Source organism: Alphaproteobacteria bacterium (assembly GCA_040905865.1).
GTDB lineage: Bacteria > Pseudomonadota > Alphaproteobacteria > UBA8366.
On record JBBDQU010000077.1, the window covers coordinates 1 to 16,189 of the forward strand.

19 protein-coding genes and 1 other RNA gene are annotated in these 16,189 nt (G+C 62.0%); 18 read left to right on the forward strand and 2 right to left on the reverse strand.

The features are described 5' to 3' along the window. Positions 1-194: 194 nt before the first annotated feature. The 5 genes from WD767_18050 (at position 195) to WD767_18070 (ending at position 2,423) form a co-directional block, all read left to right on the forward strand. Positions 195-404 (forward strand): hypothetical protein, encoded by a 210-nt coding sequence (locus WD767_18050; protein MEX2617995.1) that lies wholly within the window; start codon positions 195-197, stop codon positions 402-404. A 15-nt stretch (positions 405-419) separates the two neighbouring features. Beyond that, positions 420-761: a cell division protein ZapA gene (locus WD767_18055; GenBank protein MEX2617996.1), complete on the forward strand. Its 342-nt coding sequence runs from the start codon at positions 420-422 to the stop codon at positions 759-761. Positions 762-774: 13 nt separating this feature from the next. Next, a non-coding RNA gene (gene ssrS / locus WD767_18060) (6S RNA) lies at positions 775-931 on the forward strand. A 53-nt stretch (positions 932-984) separates the two neighbouring features. Further along, a complete protein-coding gene (locus WD767_18065) occupies positions 985-1,599 on the forward strand; it encodes a 5-formyltetrahydrofolate cyclo-ligase (protein ID MEX2617997.1) in 615 nt (204 codons plus the stop codon). Beyond that, on the forward strand, positions 1,596-2,423 hold the full coding sequence (locus WD767_18070) for a TIGR00282 family metallophosphoesterase (protein ID MEX2617998.1): 828 nt from the start codon (positions 1,596-1,598) through the stop codon (positions 2,421-2,423). Before WD767_18065 ends, WD767_18070 begins: the two co-directional genes overlap by 4 nt. A 13-nt stretch (positions 2,424-2,436) precedes the next feature. Here WD767_18070 and WD767_18075 read toward each other — a convergent pair whose 3' ends face one another. Together WD767_18075 and WD767_18080 are read right to left on the reverse strand one after the other, a co-directional pair. Next, positions 2,437-2,985 (reverse strand): hypothetical protein, encoded by a 549-nt coding sequence (locus tag WD767_18075; protein ID MEX2617999.1) that lies wholly within the window; start codon positions 2,983-2,985, stop codon positions 2,437-2,439. A gap of 38 nt (positions 2,986-3,023) precedes the next feature. Next, positions 3,024-3,524: a response regulator gene (locus WD767_18080; GenBank protein ID MEX2618000.1), complete on the reverse strand. Its 501-nt coding sequence runs from the start codon at positions 3,522-3,524 to the stop codon at positions 3,024-3,026. Between the two features lie 365 nt (positions 3,525-3,889). Between WD767_18080 and WD767_18085 the strand changes: the two genes are divergently transcribed. The 13 genes from WD767_18085 (at position 3,890) to ftsH (ending at position 16,130) form a co-directional block, all read left to right on the forward strand. Further along, positions 3,890-4,651 carry a YebC/PmpR family DNA-binding transcriptional regulator gene (locus tag WD767_18085; GenBank protein ID MEX2618001.1) on the forward strand — a complete coding sequence of 254 codons (762 nt, stop codon included), beginning with the start codon at positions 3,890-3,892 and terminating at the stop codon, positions 4,649-4,651. A gap of 7 nt (positions 4,652-4,658) precedes the next feature. After that, positions 4,659-5,162 carry a crossover junction endodeoxyribonuclease RuvC gene (ruvC, locus tag WD767_18090; protein MEX2618002.1) on the forward strand — a complete coding sequence of 168 codons (504 nt, stop codon included), beginning with the start codon at positions 4,659-4,661 and terminating at the stop codon, positions 5,160-5,162. Further along, entirely contained in the window at positions 5,159-5,761 is a 603-nt protein-coding gene (ruvA, locus tag WD767_18095) for a Holliday junction branch migration protein RuvA (protein MEX2618003.1), read from the forward strand. Before ruvC ends, ruvA begins: the two co-directional genes overlap by 4 nt. After that, a complete protein-coding gene (ruvB, locus tag WD767_18100) occupies positions 5,758-6,816 on the forward strand; it encodes a Holliday junction branch migration DNA helicase RuvB (protein MEX2618004.1) in 1,059 nt (352 codons plus the stop codon). Before ruvA ends, ruvB begins: the two co-directional genes overlap by 4 nt. Further along, positions 6,809-7,231: a tol-pal system-associated acyl-CoA thioesterase gene (ybgC, locus tag WD767_18105; protein ID MEX2618005.1), complete on the forward strand. Its 423-nt coding sequence runs from the start codon at positions 6,809-6,811 to the stop codon at positions 7,229-7,231. Before ruvB ends, ybgC begins: the two co-directional genes overlap by 8 nt. Positions 7,232-7,247: 16 nt before the next feature. Next, complete coding sequence (tolQ, locus tag WD767_18110; GenBank protein ID MEX2618006.1) at positions 7,248-7,979, forward strand: protein TolQ; 732 nt, start codon at positions 7,248-7,250, stop codon at positions 7,977-7,979. Between the two features lie 3 nt (positions 7,980-7,982). Continuing rightward, positions 7,983-8,438 carry a protein TolR gene (gene tolR / locus WD767_18115; GenBank protein MEX2618007.1) on the forward strand — a complete coding sequence of 152 codons (456 nt, stop codon included), beginning with the start codon at positions 7,983-7,985 and terminating at the stop codon, positions 8,436-8,438. 9 nt (positions 8,439-8,447) lie between these two features. Next, positions 8,448-9,428, forward strand: a complete 981-nt coding sequence (locus tag WD767_18120) for an energy transducer TonB (GenBank protein MEX2618008.1) — start codon at positions 8,448-8,450, stop codon at positions 9,426-9,428. Further along, a complete protein-coding gene (gene tolB / locus WD767_18125) occupies positions 9,428-10,768 on the forward strand; it encodes a Tol-Pal system beta propeller repeat protein TolB (GenBank protein ID MEX2618009.1) in 1,341 nt (446 codons plus the stop codon). Before WD767_18120 ends, tolB begins: the two co-directional genes overlap by 1 nt. A gap of 195 nt (positions 10,769-10,963) precedes the next feature. After that, positions 10,964-11,503 (forward strand): peptidoglycan-associated lipoprotein Pal, encoded by a 540-nt coding sequence (gene pal / locus WD767_18130; GenBank protein ID MEX2618010.1) that lies wholly within the window; start codon positions 10,964-10,966, stop codon positions 11,501-11,503. Positions 11,504-11,604: 101 nt separating this feature from the next. Next, positions 11,605-12,687: a tol-pal system protein YbgF gene (ybgF, locus tag WD767_18135; GenBank protein MEX2618011.1), complete on the forward strand. Its 1,083-nt coding sequence runs from the start codon at positions 11,605-11,607 to the stop codon at positions 12,685-12,687. Between the two features lie 77 nt (positions 12,688-12,764). Continuing rightward, positions 12,765-14,096: a tRNA lysidine(34) synthetase TilS gene (tilS, locus tag WD767_18140; protein MEX2618012.1), complete on the forward strand. Its 1,332-nt coding sequence runs from the start codon at positions 12,765-12,767 to the stop codon at positions 14,094-14,096. Positions 14,097-14,201: 105 nt separating this feature from the next. Beyond that, the gene (ftsH, locus tag WD767_18145) at positions 14,202-16,130 is read left to right on the forward strand and encodes an ATP-dependent zinc metalloprotease FtsH (protein MEX2618013.1); all 1,929 of its coding nucleotides are present in this window, start codon (positions 14,202-14,204) and stop codon (positions 16,128-16,130) included. Positions 16,131-16,189: the final 59 nt, after the last annotated feature.

Sequence of the window (16,189 nt, forward strand, 5' to 3'; positions counted from 1 at the left end):
ATTCCTGGCATCAATCCTCGGAACCATGGATCGTTAACCTGGATTCGTTGCCCTGTCGCCGCTACGGGGCATGGCGACATTTTTTCGCGTGGCTGGTCGGTTGACGATGCCCCGAGTGCCGCATATGGTCGTCGGGGCTTGTGCGACAGTGTATCGTGAAATGCTTGGCCCGCTTAAGAGGCTACCTTAGGAAAATGAACACACGCCTTGAAATCGCTCAGGAACGGCTTGGACGAGCTCTCGCGCGCGTCGACACGGCCCTGGCCCGGAAAGCGGATCCGGAAAATGCCGCGACGGCGCGGGACGCACTTATGACAGAGAACACCAAACTGCGCGAACGGCAGACGGCAATCGGTGAGCGGCTGGACCGCGCCATCGAGCGCCTGCAAGCGATTCTCAAATAACGGGCTGCAACAGTCATGGCGCATCTCAACGTTACCATCAACGGCCGGAATTACGCGATTGCCTGCGAGGACGGGCAACAGGAGCATCTGGGCCGTCTGGCGGACTATGTAAAGGCGCGGGTCGATGAACTTGTCGACTCTGTCGGACAGATCGGCGATGCGCGGCTGTTGCTGATGGCCAGCCTGCTGGTTTCCGACGAACTGTCCGATGCCTATTCCGACCTCGAGGCGGCGCGCGCGGCGCTGGAGGATGCGTCGCAATCCGCGGCGGCGGCAGAGGAGGAAGGAACGACCGTACTCATCGAACAGATGGCCGCGCGCATCGAAGCTATTGCGGAACAGCTCGAAGCAACCTAGATATTGGTTGGGCGGTTTGCTGCGCAGTGCGTGTAGTCACCATTTCCCAGGGGCGATAATTTCTCATCGGGAGCTGTCTCTGCCAGGACCCTGGTCCTGACACGCGGCGCCCACCTAGTAACCTAGGTCCTTGAGGAATTGACTGGACTCACGGCTTTTGTGGCGCCGCCCGCTTTCATTCCGGCGATGCGTTCGCCCTGACGCAACATTACGCCTGGTATTTATGGCTTCGCTTTCCGAACAGAAAAATCGACTGCGCCTGACGGCGACAGCGCGGCGCGATGCCGTTGCGCGCGGCAACGATATCGGCGCGGCGCTTTGCGCCCGGTATGATGATGTTGTACGTGCCACTGGCGATATGGGCTGGGTCTCGGCCGTTTCCGGTTTCTGGCCGATCGGCAGCGAGGCGAATGCCATGCCTTTGCTGCGGCTGCTGGGCGGGCGAGGCCACGATATGGCGCTTCCGATCGTGCCGCGACGCGGCGAACCGCTGGATTTCCGGCGCTGGCGCCCGGAGGATCCGATGGATACCGGCCCGTTTGGCATCTCCGAGCCGCAATCCGGGACGCCGGTGGTCGAGCCGGACCTGCTGCTGGTGCCGTTGCTGGCATTCGACCGGGCCGGATGCCGGCTGGGCTATGGCGGCGGGTATTACGATCGCACACTGGCCCGGCTGCGGGCGCGCAAACGCATTCTCGCCGTCGGCGTGGCATATGCGGCGCAGGAATGCGCCATCGTACCCTGCGAAGAGGGCGACGCGCCGCTCGATTGGGTTCTGACCGAATCCGCCGCCATTCCCGTGGCGCCGGAAATGCAATTGCGACAGGAGCCGGCATGAAAATCTTGTTCTGTGGCGATATCGTCGGCCGGGCCGGCCGGGAGGCCGTTATCGAGCATGTGCCGTTGCTGCGGCGCCGGCTGGGCCTCGATTTCGTCATCGTCAATGGTGAAAATGCAGCGCATGGCTTTGGTATCACTGGAAAAATTTGCGATGAACTGTTCGCCTGCGGCGTCGATGTGATTACCGGCGGAAATCACACCTGGGACAAAAGCGAGATCATCCCGCTGATGGACCGGGACACGCGTCTGTTGCGGCCCGCGAATTTTCCGCCCGCGACGCCGGGCAGGGGCGCCTTCGTCTATACCGACGGGGCCGGTCGGCGTATCAAGGTGATCAACCTGATGACGCGGCTGTTCATGGAACTGCTTGATGACCCGTTTCCGGCCATTCAATTGGAACTGCCGCCGGGCGCGCCAAAGAAAAGCGGCTTCGATGCCGTCATTGTGGATGTGCACGGCGAGGCGACGAGCGAGAAAGTGGCGCTTGGCCATGTGTGCGACGGGCGTGCGTCCCTGGTTGTCGGCACGCATACCCACATACCGACGGCGGATGCGCATATCCTTGTCGGCGGCACCGGCTATCAGACCGATGCGGGGATGTGCGGCGACTACGATTCCGTCATCGGCATGGAGAAGCAGGGATCGATCAACAATTTCCTGCGGAAGCTGCCGCGCGAACGGCTGACGCCGGCGGACGGCGAGGCGACATTGTGCGGGGTCTATATGGAGACGGATTCGCAGACTGGGCTGGCGAGGACCGTTTCTCCGGTACGCTGCGGCGGTCGTCTGGCGCCGCAAATGCCGGCAATGGCCAAATCCTGACCGTCGCGCGATCTTACGCCTGCTTCGTCCGTTCGGGCTCCGGTCTGAGCGGCGCTACCTTTTCCACCGCCTTGGCCAGACTCTCGACCAGTTCGAGCCCGACCGACCCGCCATCGCCCTTGACATCGTTGCCGATGACGGCGCGCAGGGCGTCCGCATGGGCGCTGACAACTTCCATCGCGGCGTCGTTGCATTCCGTCACCGTCTCGAGGAAATTGCAGAGCGATGCGCCGATTGCGGTAACCAGATTGTAGCCAAAGGTCGTTCCCATGCCCCTGATGTCATGAGACTGGTGGAAAATCCGGTCGAATATTTCCGGCCGGTCTTGCCGGTCGGCTTTTTTGGCGATATGCACTGTCCGGACAAGTTCGTCCAACTGTGTCTGCGCCCGTCCGATATAGCCGTCGCCGTGTTTGACGATAACGTTTTCGGCGCGCGACAGCATTTCGCGGGTCAATGGTCCGCTGCCGCTGACTTTCGTGCGGATCGTGGTGGGAACGTCAACGATTTCGGCCATCGCCCGCGGCTTGCCGTCCTGTCCCGGTTCAGGTTCTTCAGACATGTCGCGCCCTTTCGAGATTGAGCTTCGGCGCCGGGGACTCAGTTGTCATCGTCGTCTCCGCCGCCGCGCCGGTCCAGACCCATGAAATCCTTGATCGTTCGCCGCCTGTCCGGCCCGAAATAGACCGAGGTCCGGACGAACTGGCGGGGATGTTCGATAATCGTCGCGATTCGCGTGTAAAGCCCGTTTGCCGTAATGGGTTTTGCCAGAAATTCGGTGACGCCCACATCCCGCGCTTCCATGACCCTCTTTCGCGCCGTGTGGCTGGTGAGCATGATGATCGGCACAAACGGGTTCGGACTGTCCGCGGCGGAGCGTATCATCCGGGTAAAATCGATACCGTCCAGCGGTTCCATTACCCAGTCGGTAATGACAATATCGGCGGCGAAATGACGCAGTTCCGCATAGGCCTGGCTGCCGTCGGACGCTGTGTGGACGTTCTGGATGCCGAAGGCGACCAGAATGTCGCGGACAAGTGCCCGCATCGAGGGATCGTCCTCGACGAGCAGGATATTCAGCAGCTTGAAATCATATGCCATTTAACGAACCGGTTTGCGGGAACATGCTGCACTGCCTGGTGTCCCGTCATAACAATTGCGGCCATGTATCCTGCCCGACCCGGGTCTTCCTGGGGTTGCCGGCGCCCGCGAGGTCGATCGACTGGTTAATGCCGGATTTCATGGCGTTGAATATTACCACTGATAGTTTTAAGCAACCCTTTACGGAACGTTATCCTGATAGCGGTTCCGGTGCGGGCGACGGCCGTGCCGCAAATTCGCCATATTGGTTACGTATCCAGCCAGACTGTCAAACGCGATACTGCACTTAGCAACAATATCTGGTATAAACTGCATTCGTTGATGCATTCCCTAGCAATGTCGTAAATCGAAAGCAGAGTGTTGAAATGGCGGGCCATTCAAAATTCAAGAACATCATGTACCGGAAGGGCGCGCAGGATAAGCGGCGCGCCAGCCAGTTTTCCAAATTCGGCCGCGAAATCACTGTAGCGGCCAAGATGGGCGGGGCGGACCCGGATATGAATCCGCGCCTGCGGACAGCCATTCTTGCGGCGCGCGGCGGCAATATGCCCAAGGATAATATCGACAGGGCGATCAGGAAAGGCGCCGGCGCCGGCGACGGCGACGATTACGAGGAAGTCCGCTACGAAGGCTATGGCCCCGGCGGCATCGCCATTATTGTGGAATCCCTGACAGATAACCGGAACCGGACGGCCTCCGAAGTCCGTACCGCTTTCGCCAAGAATGGCGGGAACCTGGCGGAAACGGGTGCTGTCAGTTTCATGTTCGATTACCTGGGTGAAATCCGCTATCCGGCGGAACTGGACGGAAAGGCGCTGGAGGCTGACTCGGTGTTCGAGGCGGCGCTGAACGCCGGCGCCCAGGATGTGACGTCCTCCGAAGACGGGCATGAGATCTATTGCGATCCGGGCGACCTGCACGCCGTCAGCAGTGAACTCGAGAAGACGATCGGCGTGCCGGTGTCGGTAAAGCTCGTCTGGAAGCCGCAGAACAGTATCGAGGTGGACGAGGATACGGCGGGCACGCTTCTGAAGCTGCTCGATGCGCTCGACGAAAGCGACGATGTCCAGAACGTGTCGGCCAATTTCGAAATTGCCGACGATATCCTCGAACGACTGACAGCGTGACGCGATGATGCGACTGATCGGTCTTGATCCTGGCCTCCGGAATACCGGGTGGGGCATTATCGATGTCGACGGTAACCGGCTGCAGCATGTCGCCGACGGAACCGTGCGTCCGGCCGTGAATCAGGATCTGGCGGGCCGGCTGCGCGATCTGCATGAGGGCCTGGCGCAGGTGCTGGCCGAATTCGCGCCGGATGAAGCGGCGGTCGAGGAAACCTTCGTGAACAAGAACGCCGTATCGACGCTGAAGCTGGGCGAGGCGCGCGGCGTCGTCGTGCTGGCGCCGGCCCTGGCCGGCTTGCGGGTCGCGGAATATTCCGCCAACCGGGTCAAGAAATCCGTCGTCGGCGCCGGGCATGCGACCAAGGAACAGGTGCAGATGATGGTCGGCCGGCTGCTGCCCGGCTGCCGTTTTTCCAGCCCCGATGCGGCTGATGCGCTGGCGGTGGCCATCTGCCATGCCCATTACGCGGAAACCGACCGGCGGTTGCGCCTCACGGAGGTGGCCCTGTGATCGCGCGCCTGTCCGGTATTCTGGCGGAATCCGCCGAGGACCACGCGGTGATCGACGTCGGCGGTGTCGGTTACCTGGTATTCTGCTCGGCACGGACCCTGTCTCGGCTGCCGGCAATCGGTGAGGCCGCGCAGGTTGTCGTCGAAACCCATGTCCGGGAGGACCATATCCATCTGTACGGTTTTATCGACGCGGCGGAACGCGGCTGGTTCCGGTTGCTGACCACGGTGCAGGGCGTCGGCGCCCGGGTCGCGCTGGCAATCCTTTCGGTGCTGACGGCGGACGAACTGGTCCAGGCGATCGCGGCGCAGGACAAGGCGGCGGTATCGCGCGCGAATGGCGTCGGTGCAAAGCTCGCGGGCCGCATCGTCCTGGAATTGCGCGACAAGGTCGGCGGCATGGCGCTCGGTTCCGTTGCGGCGCTGCCGGAACGGGGAGGTGTTGCGGCAAGCGGCGAGGAGGCGGTCTCCGCGCTCGTCAATCTGGGCTATTCGCGTACCGATGCGTTCACCGCCATCGCCCGCGCGGGACAGCGGTTGGGCGAGAACGCCGCTCTGGATGAACTGATACGCGTGGGCCTCCAGGATATGGCGCAATGAACGGGGAAGTCGAACGGCTCGTGACACCGGAGTTCATCGGTTCGGATGCCCCCGATACCAGCCTGCGGCCGCAGACCCTGGCCGAATTCGTGGGTCAGCGCGCAGTCTGCGAAAACCTCTCCGTCTTTATCGAAGCGGCGCGCGGCCGGGGGGAGCCGCTCGACCACACGATTTTTTACGGGCCGCCGGGCCTGGGCAAGACAACGCTGGCGCAGATCGTGGCCCGCGAACTGGGGGCGAGTTTCCGCGCCACCTCCGGACCGGTACTTGCGAAAGCGGGGGATCTTGCGGCACTGCTGACCAACCTGCAGCCACGCGATGTCCTGTTTATCGATGAAATCCACCGCATGCACCCCGCGGTGGAGGAAATCCTGTATCCGGCGATGGAGGATTTCCAGCTTGATCTCATAATCGGGGAGGGGCCCGCGGCGCGGTCGATCCGGATCGACCTGCCGCCGTTCACCCTGGTCGGCGCGACAACCCGTACCGGCCTGATCACCACGCCGTTGCGTGAACGCTTTGGCATTCCGCTGCGGATGAATTTCTATACGGATGCCGAACTGCAATCGATTATCGAACGCGGGGCGCGACTGCTGGGCATGGCGCTGGAGTCGGAGGGGGCGGCGGAAATCGCCCGCCGGAGCCGCGGTACGCCGCGCGTCGCGGGGCGGTTGCTGCGCCGGGTGCGGGATTTCGCCTCCGTTGCGGGGCAACCGACGGTCGATGCGAAAATCGCCGACAGCGCGCTGGCCCGGCTGGATGTCGATGCGGCCGGCCTGGACGCAATGGACCGGCGGTTTCTCTCCTGCATGGCGGAGAACTATGGCGGCGGTCCGGTCGGTGCGGAAACGCTGGCGGTTGCGCTGGCCGAGCAGCGCGATGCGATAGAGGAAGTGATCGAGCCCTATCTGATCCAGCAGGGCCTGGTACAGCGGACCTCGCGCGGCCGGATACTGACCGGCAAGGGATGGACGTATCTTGGCCTCGACGCTCCCGTGGCGTCGCCGCAACAGCCCGACCTGCTGGACCAGGGGGAGGAATCCGGCCTTGTCTGAACCGGTCGCCACCCATATCACGGGAGTCCGGGTGTACTATGAGGATACCGACTCCGAAGGGATCGTCTATTATGCCAATTACCTCAAATTCGCCGAGCGCGGCCGCACTGAAATGCTGCGCGTGGCCGGCATCGACCACCCGTCTTTATGGGAAACACACGGGGTCGGCTTCGCGGTGCGCCGCGTATCGGTGGATTATTTCCGGCCGGCGCGGCTGGATGACGCCCTTACGGTGTATTCGCGGATGACGGACATCCGCGGCGCATCGCTATGCGCGGAACAGGCTGTCTGGCGCGGGGAAGAGGAACTCGTGCGTCTTGAGGTGCGGCTTGCCTGTGTCAACCGCGCCGGCCGGCCCGCCAGGATGCCGTCGCCACTTCGGGCCGCACTTCACGCAATTCAGAACGACGTTTAACGGGAAACGAACGCATATGGATCAAACGGTCATTCAGGCTGCCGAACTTGCAGGATCGGTCGATGCCGCCAATTTTTCGGTTTGGGGTCTGTTCATACAGGCAACCTGGATCGTCAAGATTGTCATGATTATCCTTCTGCTGGCCTCCGTCTGGAGCTGGGCGATCATATTTGAAAAAGTATGGAAAATGCGGCGCCTGCAGCGCTCCGCGACCGTTTTCGAGGACGAGTTCTGGTCCGGCGGGTCGCTCGATGCGCTGTACGAGAAAATCGGGCGGCAGGCGGAAAACCCGATGACGGCGATCTTTACGGCGGCGATGCGGGAATGGCGACGTTCGTCCTCCCGGGGACTGCAGCGCAGCGAAATGTCCCATGCCGGCATGCAGCAGCGGATCGAGCGTGTCATGCAGGTGACGCTGGACCGGGAAATGGTGCGTCTGGAGCGGTATATGACCTTTCTGGCCTCCGTCGGATCGACGGCGCCCTTCGTCGGGCTGTTCGGAACGGTCTACGGGATCATGAACAGTTTCCAGTCAATTGCGTTAACCAAGCAGACCAGTCTGGCGGTGGTGGCGCCAGGTATCGCGGAAGCGCTGTTCGCCACGGCGCTGGGGCTGGTCGCGGCGATTCCCGCGGTCATCGCCTATAACAAGATTTCGACGGACCTGGGACGCTACGCGAGCCGCCTGGAAGCCTTCGCAGCGGAATTCACGGCGATCATGTCCCGTCAGTTAGAGGAGGCGGAGTGAACGATGGCTGTAAACATGCCAGGTGCGGGAGTGCGGGGCGGAAATCGGAAGTTCCGCTATACGCGCATGTCGGAAATCAACGTAACGCCTTTTGTCGACGTCATGCTGGTGCTGTTGATCGTCTTCATGGTGACTGCGCCGCTACTGACGGTCGGGGTGCCGCTGGAACTGCCGCAATCGAAAGCGGCCTCGATCACCGACACGGACGAACCGCTGGTTATTTCCATAGACGCCGCCGGCGATATCTACCTGCAGGAAAGCCGCATAGAACTGGCCAATCTGGTTGCCCGCCTGCAGGCGGTGACCGGCGCCAATGCGGACATCCGAATCTTCGTGCGCGGCGACGCCTCGATTGCCTATGGCCAGGTGATGCAGGTGATGGGCGAAGTCAGTGCGGCAGGATTCCGCAAGGTCTCGCTCCTGTCGAAAGCTCCGGACCCGGCGAAGAAAGGCAATTAACGGATTGCTATGAGAATTTCGGCGCTCATATCGTTTGCATTGCATGTGGCATTGTTTCTGGTGGCCTGGCTGGGAATTCCGGCGTCGCATCCCGAAATCGTGCCGATGCAGGTGATCGAGGTCGAACTGGAAACCGAGGTGGCCACGCTCGAGCCGCCAAAACCGGCCCCTGCCTCCGAACCCGAGAAGGCGTCTCCGCCGCCCCCGGCTGCACCGCCCCCGCCTGCGCCGCCGCCCGCACCGCCGCCACCGCCGCCACCACCCGCGCCGGAACCACCGCAGCCCGTGGCGCCGCCGGAACCTGTCGAGACGCCGAAGCCGGAACCCGAACCGGCGCCCGTGCCGGAACCGAAGCCGGAAGTGGCGGAAATTCCGACTCCGGAGGTCAAGCCCGAACCCACGCCGGAGCCGCCGAAAGCCGCGCCGTCGCCGCGCCCGAAGCCGAAGCCGAAGCCCAGACCGAAACCGCAGGTCGTGGCGAAGCCGGAGCCAAAAACAGAACCGGAGCCCAAGCCAAAGGACGATTTCGCCTCGGTGCTGAAGACCGTCAGCAAGCTCGAAAAGCAGGCGTCGAAGCCGGAGAAAAAACCAGAGAAAAAGCCGGAGAAGACGCTGCAGGAGCAGGTCGCCGAGGCTCTGAGCCGCAGTCGGGAACCGGCGCCACAGGCGCTGACGCCGGCATTGTCCGACAGCGACCTGGACGCCATCCGCCGTCAGATCGAGCGATGCTGGAGTCTGCCGGCGGGGGCCCGCGATGCCCAGAACATGACGGTGGAAATCCGGATGCTGATGAATCCCGACGGCCGGGTCCGGTCGGCATCCATCGTCGATTCGGCGCGGGCGGCAAACGACGGCTTTTATCGCGCCATGGCGGAAAGTGCGCTCCGCGCGGTGCTGAAACCAGCGTGTCAGCCCTTGCGACTGCCCCTGGAAAAATACGATGAATGGCGCGTCATGATCCTGAATTTCGATCCGCGAGGCATGTTTTGATGATCCGCAATTATCTTAGAGTTTTCATTTTGTCGGCCCTTGGCGTGCTGTTCACGGGCGCGGCCGCAATACCCGCTCTTGCCGAGGTCCGGGTGGATATCCGACGCGGCTACGTCGAACCGCTACCGATCGCGGTGACCGAATTCAGCGGCGTCACGGCGCCGGAAGCGGAGATGGGACGCGATATTTCATCGGTCGTTTCCGGCGACCTGGAGCGATCCGGCCTGTTCCGGCCGCTGGATCCGCGGGCCTTTATCCAGCAGGCCAGTTCGCTGCAGGTGCGGCCACGGTTTTCGGACTGGCGCGTGATCAATGCGCAGGCGCTGGTGCAGGGCAATGTGAAGGTGCAACCGGATGGCCGTCTGCGGGTTGAGTTCCGCCTGTGGGATGTCTTCGCCGAGACCCAGATGACCGGTCTTGCGTATTTTACCGAACCCCAGAACTGGCGCCGTGTCGCGCATATAATCTCGGATGCGATTTACAAGCGCATTACCGGCGAGGACGGCTATTTCGATACCCGTATCGTTTTCGTTGCGGAAAGCGGCCCGCGCGCCCGGCGAATCAAGCGCCTTGCGATCATGGATCAGGACGGTGCGAATTTTCGTTTTTTGACAGATGGTTCTGCGCTTGTCCTGACACCCCGGTTTTCGCCGACCACCCAGGAAATCACCTATCTGTCATTCTTCAACAATACGCCGCGGATCTATCTTTTCGACATCGAGAGCGGACGCCAGGAAGTGTTGGGGAATTTTGACGGCATGACCTTCGCGCCCCGCTTCACACAGGACGGCAAGTCGGTGCTGATGTCCTATGCCAAGGACGGCAATTCGGAAGTCTTCCGGATGGACCTGCAGACCCGCAAGGTGACCCGCCTGACCAATCACCCGGCTATCGACACCTCGCCCAGCGCGTCGCCGGACGGAAGGTCTATCGCCTTCAACTCGGACCGTGGCGGCACGCCACAACTGTATGTGATGAATCGCGACGGTGGCAATGTCCAGCGCATCAGTTTCGGCCAGGGCCGTTACTCCACGCCGGTTTGGTCGCCGCGTGGCGACCTGATTGCCTTCACCAAGCAGGCCAGCGGCAAATTCCACATTGGCGTGATGCGCCCGGACGGCAGCGGCGAGCGCCTGCTGACCGAGAGTTACCTGGACGAATCGCCGACCTGGGCGCCGAACGGCCGCGTTCTGATGTTCTTTCGGGAAACACCGAGCGATTCCAAGGGGCAGGGTGGAACCGTGAAGCTTTATTCTATCGATTTGACCGGCTATAATCTGCGGGAAATCGTGACAACGGGCGATGCCTCCGACCCGGCATGGTCGCCACTGAATCCGTGATATCGTGCGATTTTCATGTATATTCCGTAGAAATTCAGCTAAATTCGCGGTATTTAGTGTCGGATAGATTACGGTGGGAGGTTGTAATTCAGTATTCAGCGTGCTTTAAGTAAAATGAACCTAAAGAAGGCTTCAGTACCAGCCTCCGATAATGTCTCGTCTGAAATTGTATAATTCCGTCCAAGGGGTAAGTAGATGCGCACTAAATTAATGAGTGTATTCGCCATTGCACTGCTGGCAGCGGCCTGCGGTTCAACACCGGAGGATACGGGTTCGGCAACGGGGCAGGGCGAGTCCACCGGTTCGGCTTCGACAGGTTCTCCCTCGACATCCGCGGTCACGCCGACGCAGACGCCCGGGATTACGCCGGGCTCGCAGGAAGACCTGGTCGTCAATGTCGGTGATCGGATTTTCTTCGGGTTCGACAAGTCGGACATCACGTCCGATGCGGCGGAAACACTGAAGAAGCAGGCTGCATGGATGCAGTCGAATCCGAACGTTACCGTTATCGTCGAAGGTCATGCCGACGAACGCGGCACGCGGGAGTACAATCTGGCCCTGGGCGAGCGTCGCGCGAACGCGATGCGCGAACAGTTGATCGCCCTTGGTGTTTCCCCGGCGCGGATCGAGACCATCAGCTATGGCAAGGAGCGTCCCGCTGTCGCCGGTTCGAACGAATCGGCCTGGGCGCAGAATCGCCGTGGCGTGATGGTCAGAAAAGGTGCTGAAAGCTGATCGGTGGAATGCCGTGGCCGCCGGGGTAATCATCCCCCGGCGGCCATGGGCTATGCCGCCGCCATAATTTTGCCGGATTGGCGCGTTAGTCAGGGGGCGCCATGACACAAACCACAATATCGGACGCCGGAACCGCGCACACCGCAACCCGTAACGGGTTTGCGGTTCTTTGGTCGTCGCTTTGCCGGAACGGCATGGTGGCGGCGCTGGCCGTCTGTATCGTCGGCGCGGCGAATCCGGCCATTGTGGCGGCGCAGGAAAGCCTTGCCGATCAGGTAAACCGGTTACGGCGCGACCTGGAGGACGTGCAGTCGTATCTCTACCGGTCGACCAATATTCCCAAATCTTCGGGCGCCGGCGCACATAACCCTGAATCGACCGCTCTGCTGCAACGCCAAATTCTTGAAATGCAGGGGCAGATGCGGGATCTGACCGGGCAGATCGAAAAACTGCGCTTCGATGTGCGCACCGTCGGCGATCGCCTGGACAAGCTGGTCGGAGATGTCGATTTGCGGCTCCAGGCGCTGGAATCCGGAACAGTCGCGCGCGGTCGGTCGGAAGCGTATCCGGCGGCGACGCCGTCCGAAGGCGCGCGGCAGGTGCCGGCCGACGCCGGGGATAGCGGTACGACAATCATTTCGTCGGAGACCGTCACGGGAAACCAGTTGCCACCCGGCACGAAACTGCTGGGGACGGTCGACCCGAACATGGTCGAATCGACCAGCGAGGGGCAAGCGCGGCAGACTTCCGAATCGACCCGGACCAGCGCTCTGCCGCGAAACGGGGTGCTGCCGGAAGGAACCATACAGGAACAATACCAGTATGCGTTCAAGCTGTTGCAGCAGCGCGACTATGCGAACGCGGAAGCGGCGCTCCGCCAGTTTGTCGAAGAGCATCCCTCGGATGACCTGACGGGGAACGCGATGTACTGGATGGGCGAAACCTTCTACGTAAGGAAGGATTTCCCGGAAGCCGCCCGCGTGTTCCTGGATGCCTATCAGCGGTTTCCCAATGGCAACAAGGCGGCCGACAATCTGTTCAAGCTCGCGCGGTCATTGTCCGAAATCGGCGAAAATGCATCGTCATGTACGACATACAGGGAACTGTTGAAGTCCTATCCGAACGCGAACGAGCGGATACTCGACAATGCGCGCAGCGATATGAGCCGCCTCAACTGCTCCTGACGCATGCGCAACCGGTGTCGATTTTGTCCTGACGCGCGGTATTGAAGCCCATATCCACGACGAAGGGCAGGAGCGCGATGCCTGAAGCAACGGACGTATCGCCGGTCGGCAGCGGGGAGTTTGCCGACCTGATGACCCGCATCGGACCGTTCGAACGCGATCCCGCCATTGCGGTCGCCTGTTCCGGCGGCGCGGACAGTATGGCGCTGACCGTCCTGCTGCAGGATTGGGTCCGGGCGCGGGGCGGGTCGCTGACGGCGTTGATCGTCGATCACGCCATCCGCCCGGAATCCGCTACCGAGGCGCGGCGGGTGTCCGGCTGGCTCGCGGCCCGAAAGATCGATCACGAGGTACTGGCCTGGCGCGGCGCACCGATCGCCTCCGGGGTGCAGGCGGCGGCGCGGACGGCGCGTTACGCCCTGCTGTCCGCATGGTGCGAGGCCCGCGACTGCCTGCACCTCGCGGTTGCGCATCACCTGGAAGACCAGGCGGAAACGGTCCTGCTGCGGCTGGCGCGGGGCAGCGGCGTGGACGGCCTGTCAGCGATGGCGCCCGTCACCGAATCCCGCGCGCTGCGGATCGTCCGCCCGCTGCTGTCGATGCCGCGGGCCCGGCTGCGCGAAACCCTGAAGGCCCTGGACCTGGATCATGTGGAGGACCCCTCCAACCGGAACGACACATTTGCGCGGGTCCGGATGCGCATGCTGGTCCCCGCCCTGGACGACGAGGGCATGACGCCATTGCGGCTTGCCGCCACGGCGGCACATATGGCGCGCGTTCGCGAAAGCCTGGACGATGCCACTGCCGGCCTGCTGGCCCGGACGTTCGTCCTGTACGATGCCGGATACGGCATTCTGAACCCCAGGAAGCTTATCGCCGCGCCCAGGGAAATCGGATTGCGGGCGCTGGCCGGCATTCTGACCTGTATTGGCGGCGGCGGATACGCGCCCCGTTTCGACCGCCTGGAGCGGCTGTACGACATGATCGATACGATCCCCGGCGGCGGCGGCCGGACGCTGGCGGGATGCCGGGTCCTGGGGCGCCGGGCCGGCGTTCTTGTCTGCCGCGAGGTTGCGGCAATCCGCGCGGCCGTGCAGCCGGCTTCGGGCCCGGTCTTCTGGGACAACCGGTTCCGGATGGATTTTGCGGAAGGCGGCAGCGCCGTCGTCATGGCGCTCGGGCGTGACGGATGGCTGGATATCGCGTCCGTGGCGCCGGAACTGAAACATTCGCAAATTCCCGCCGCCGTCCGGCCGACTCTGCCGGCCATCTGGGAAAACAAGCGGGTTCTGGCCGTGCCGCATCTGGGTTTTATCCGTCCAGGGCGAGGGCCGGCTGTCCCGGTGCCGGAAAAAATGCGCTTTGCGCCCCTCCGGCCACTGGTTTCGCCACGGTTTACATTGCATTAGGACCGGTACACACTATCTAAACTATGTTCATGGACACTCTCATCCGTCATCAGGGCGGATGAGAGTGTCCAGCATATCGTTTCTTTGATTTGGGGAAGGCGCCGCGTGAACCTGTTCGGAAAGAATCTCGCATTATGGATCATCATCATCATACTGATGATCGGTCTGTTCAACCTGTTTCAGGGCTCGACCCAGCGCAGCGCCCAGACCAGTGTTTCCTATTCGCAATTCCTGAACGAGATCAGCAGCGGCAACATCGCCGATGTGACGATCAAGGGGCGGACGATCACGGGCCATTACCGCAACGGTTCCGGCGCCTTCACAACCTATGCGCCGGACGATCCCCGACTTGTGGAAACCCTCACCTCGGCCGGCGTGACCATCAATGCCGCGCCCAGCGAAGACAATGTGCCGTCCCTGTTCAGTATCCTTGTGTCGTGGTTCCCGATGCTGCTGCTGATCGGCGTCTGGATATTCTTCATGCGCCAGATGCAGTCCGGCGGCGGCAAGGCCATGGGCTTCGGGAAATCCAAGGCGCGCCTGCTGACCGAAAAATCCGGCCGGGTCACCTTTGAGGACGTTGCCGGTATCGATGAAGCGAAGCAGGAACTCGAGGAAGTTGTCGAGTTCCTGAAGGATCCGCAGAAATTCCAGCGTCTTGGCGGCAAGATTCCGAAAGGCGTGCTGCTGGTCGGCCCGCCGGGAACCGGTAAGACGCTGCTGGCGCGCGCCATCGCCGGCGAAGCGAACGTGCCGTTCTTCACCATTTCCGGTTCGGACTTCGTCGAAATGTTCGTCGGCGTCGGCGCCAGCCGCGTCCGCGACATGTTCGAACAGGGCAAGAAGAATGCGCCCTGTATCATCTTCATCGACGAAATTGACGCCGTGGGCCGGCACCGCGGCGCCGGTCTCGGCGGCGGCAATGATGAACGCGAGCAGACGCTCAATCAGTTGCTGGTGGAAATGGACGGTTTCGAAGCCAATGAAGGCGTGATCCTGATTGCCGCGACCAACCGTCCGGACGTTCTCGACCCGGCGTTGCTGCGTCCGGGTCGTTTCGACCGGCAGGTGGTCGTGCCGAACCCCGATATTCTGGGCCGCGAAAAAATTCTCAAGGTTCACATGCAGAAGGTTCCCCTGGCGCCCGATGTCAATGCGAAGGTAATCGCGCGGGGCACGCCCGGCTTTTCCGGCGCCGACCTCGCGAATCTGGTGAACGAGGCGGCGCTGCTGGCGGCGCGCAAGAACCGCCGCGTCGTTGCGATGCAGGAACTGGAGGAAGCTAAGGACAAGGTCATGATGGGAGCCGAACGCCGGTCCATGGTCATGACCGAGGACGAAAAGAAGATGACGGCATATCACGAGGGCGGCCACGCGCTGGTGATGATGCACGCGCTGGGGCATGAACCGCTGCACAAGGTGACCATCATTCCGCGCGGACGGGCGCTGGGCCTGACGATGTGGCTGCCGGAACGCGATAAATACGCTCATTCGGAGACCGAACTGCATGCCCGTATCGCCAGTTCGTTCGGCGGACGGGTCGCGGAAGAGCTGATCTTCGGCAAGGAAAACATTACGACGGGCGCTTCGCAGGATATCCAGCAGGCGACCGCGATGGCACGCGCCATGATTACGGAATACGGCTTTAGCGAAAAGCTGGGTCCGCTACGGTATTCGGAAAACGAGGAGGAAGTCTTCCTCGGCCATTCCGTGACGCAGCGCAAGAACATTTCCGAGGCGACGCAGCAACTGATCGATGAGGAAACCCGCCGTCTCGTCTATCAGGGCGAAAAGACGGCGCGGGAAATCCTGAGCAAGCATACCGATGAACTGCACATCATCGCCAAAGGCCTGCTGGAATACGAAACCCTGTCCCGGGAGGAAATCGAAATGCTGATCCGTGGCGAGAAAATTTCACGGGGCGGCGACGAAGATCCCGCGCCGCAGAGCGGCGTACGGACATCGGTGCCGTCGAGCGGCAAGCTGGGCGGCTCAGTCGGCGGAATCGGTCCCGAACCCCAACCCGGCAGCTGACAGCGCAGGGCTGAATCATAAATTGTTAATGCGCTGAGGGACGAACAGGATTCTTATGA

What these genes read in the sequence shown, in the direction of transcription:
- WD767_18050 (MEX2617995.1), top strand. Translation starts at nt 195, where the DNA reads ATGAACACACGCCTTGAAATCGCTCAGGAACGGCTTGGACGAGCTCTC.
- WD767_18055 (MEX2617996.1), top strand. Translation starts at nt 420, where the DNA reads ATGGCGCATCTCAACGTTACCATCAACGGCCGGAATTACGCGATTGCC.
- WD767_18065 (MEX2617997.1), top strand. Translation starts at nt 985, where the DNA reads ATGGCTTCGCTTTCCGAACAGAAAAATCGACTGCGCCTGACGGCGACA.
- WD767_18070 (MEX2617998.1), top strand. Translation starts at nt 1,596, where the DNA reads ATGAAAATCTTGTTCTGTGGCGATATCGTCGGCCGGGCCGGCCGGGAG.
- WD767_18075 (MEX2617999.1), bottom strand. Translation starts at nt 2,985, where the DNA reads ATGTCTGAAGAACCTGAACCGGGACAGGACGGCAAGCCGCGGGCGATG.
- WD767_18080 (MEX2618000.1), bottom strand. Translation starts at nt 3,524, where the DNA reads ATGGCATATGATTTCAAGCTGCTGAATATCCTGCTCGTCGAGGACGAT.
- WD767_18085 (MEX2618001.1), top strand. Translation starts at nt 3,890, where the DNA reads ATGGCGGGCCATTCAAAATTCAAGAACATCATGTACCGGAAGGGCGCG.
- ruvC (MEX2618002.1), top strand. Translation starts at nt 4,659, where the DNA reads ATGCGACTGATCGGTCTTGATCCTGGCCTCCGGAATACCGGGTGGGGC.
- ruvB (MEX2618004.1), top strand. Translation starts at nt 5,758, where the DNA reads ATGAACGGGGAAGTCGAACGGCTCGTGACACCGGAGTTCATCGGTTCG.
- tolQ (MEX2618006.1), top strand. Translation starts at nt 7,248, where the DNA reads ATGGATCAAACGGTCATTCAGGCTGCCGAACTTGCAGGATCGGTCGAT.
- tolR (MEX2618007.1), top strand. Translation starts at nt 7,983, where the DNA reads ATGGCTGTAAACATGCCAGGTGCGGGAGTGCGGGGCGGAAATCGGAAG.
- WD767_18120 (MEX2618008.1), top strand. Translation starts at nt 8,448, where the DNA reads ATGAGAATTTCGGCGCTCATATCGTTTGCATTGCATGTGGCATTGTTT.
- tolB (MEX2618009.1), top strand. Translation starts at nt 9,428, where the DNA reads ATGATCCGCAATTATCTTAGAGTTTTCATTTTGTCGGCCCTTGGCGTG.
- pal (MEX2618010.1), top strand. Translation starts at nt 10,964, where the DNA reads ATGCGCACTAAATTAATGAGTGTATTCGCCATTGCACTGCTGGCAGCG.
- ybgF (MEX2618011.1), top strand. Translation starts at nt 11,605, where the DNA reads ATGACACAAACCACAATATCGGACGCCGGAACCGCGCACACCGCAACC.
- tilS (MEX2618012.1), top strand. Translation starts at nt 12,765, where the DNA reads ATGCCTGAAGCAACGGACGTATCGCCGGTCGGCAGCGGGGAGTTTGCC.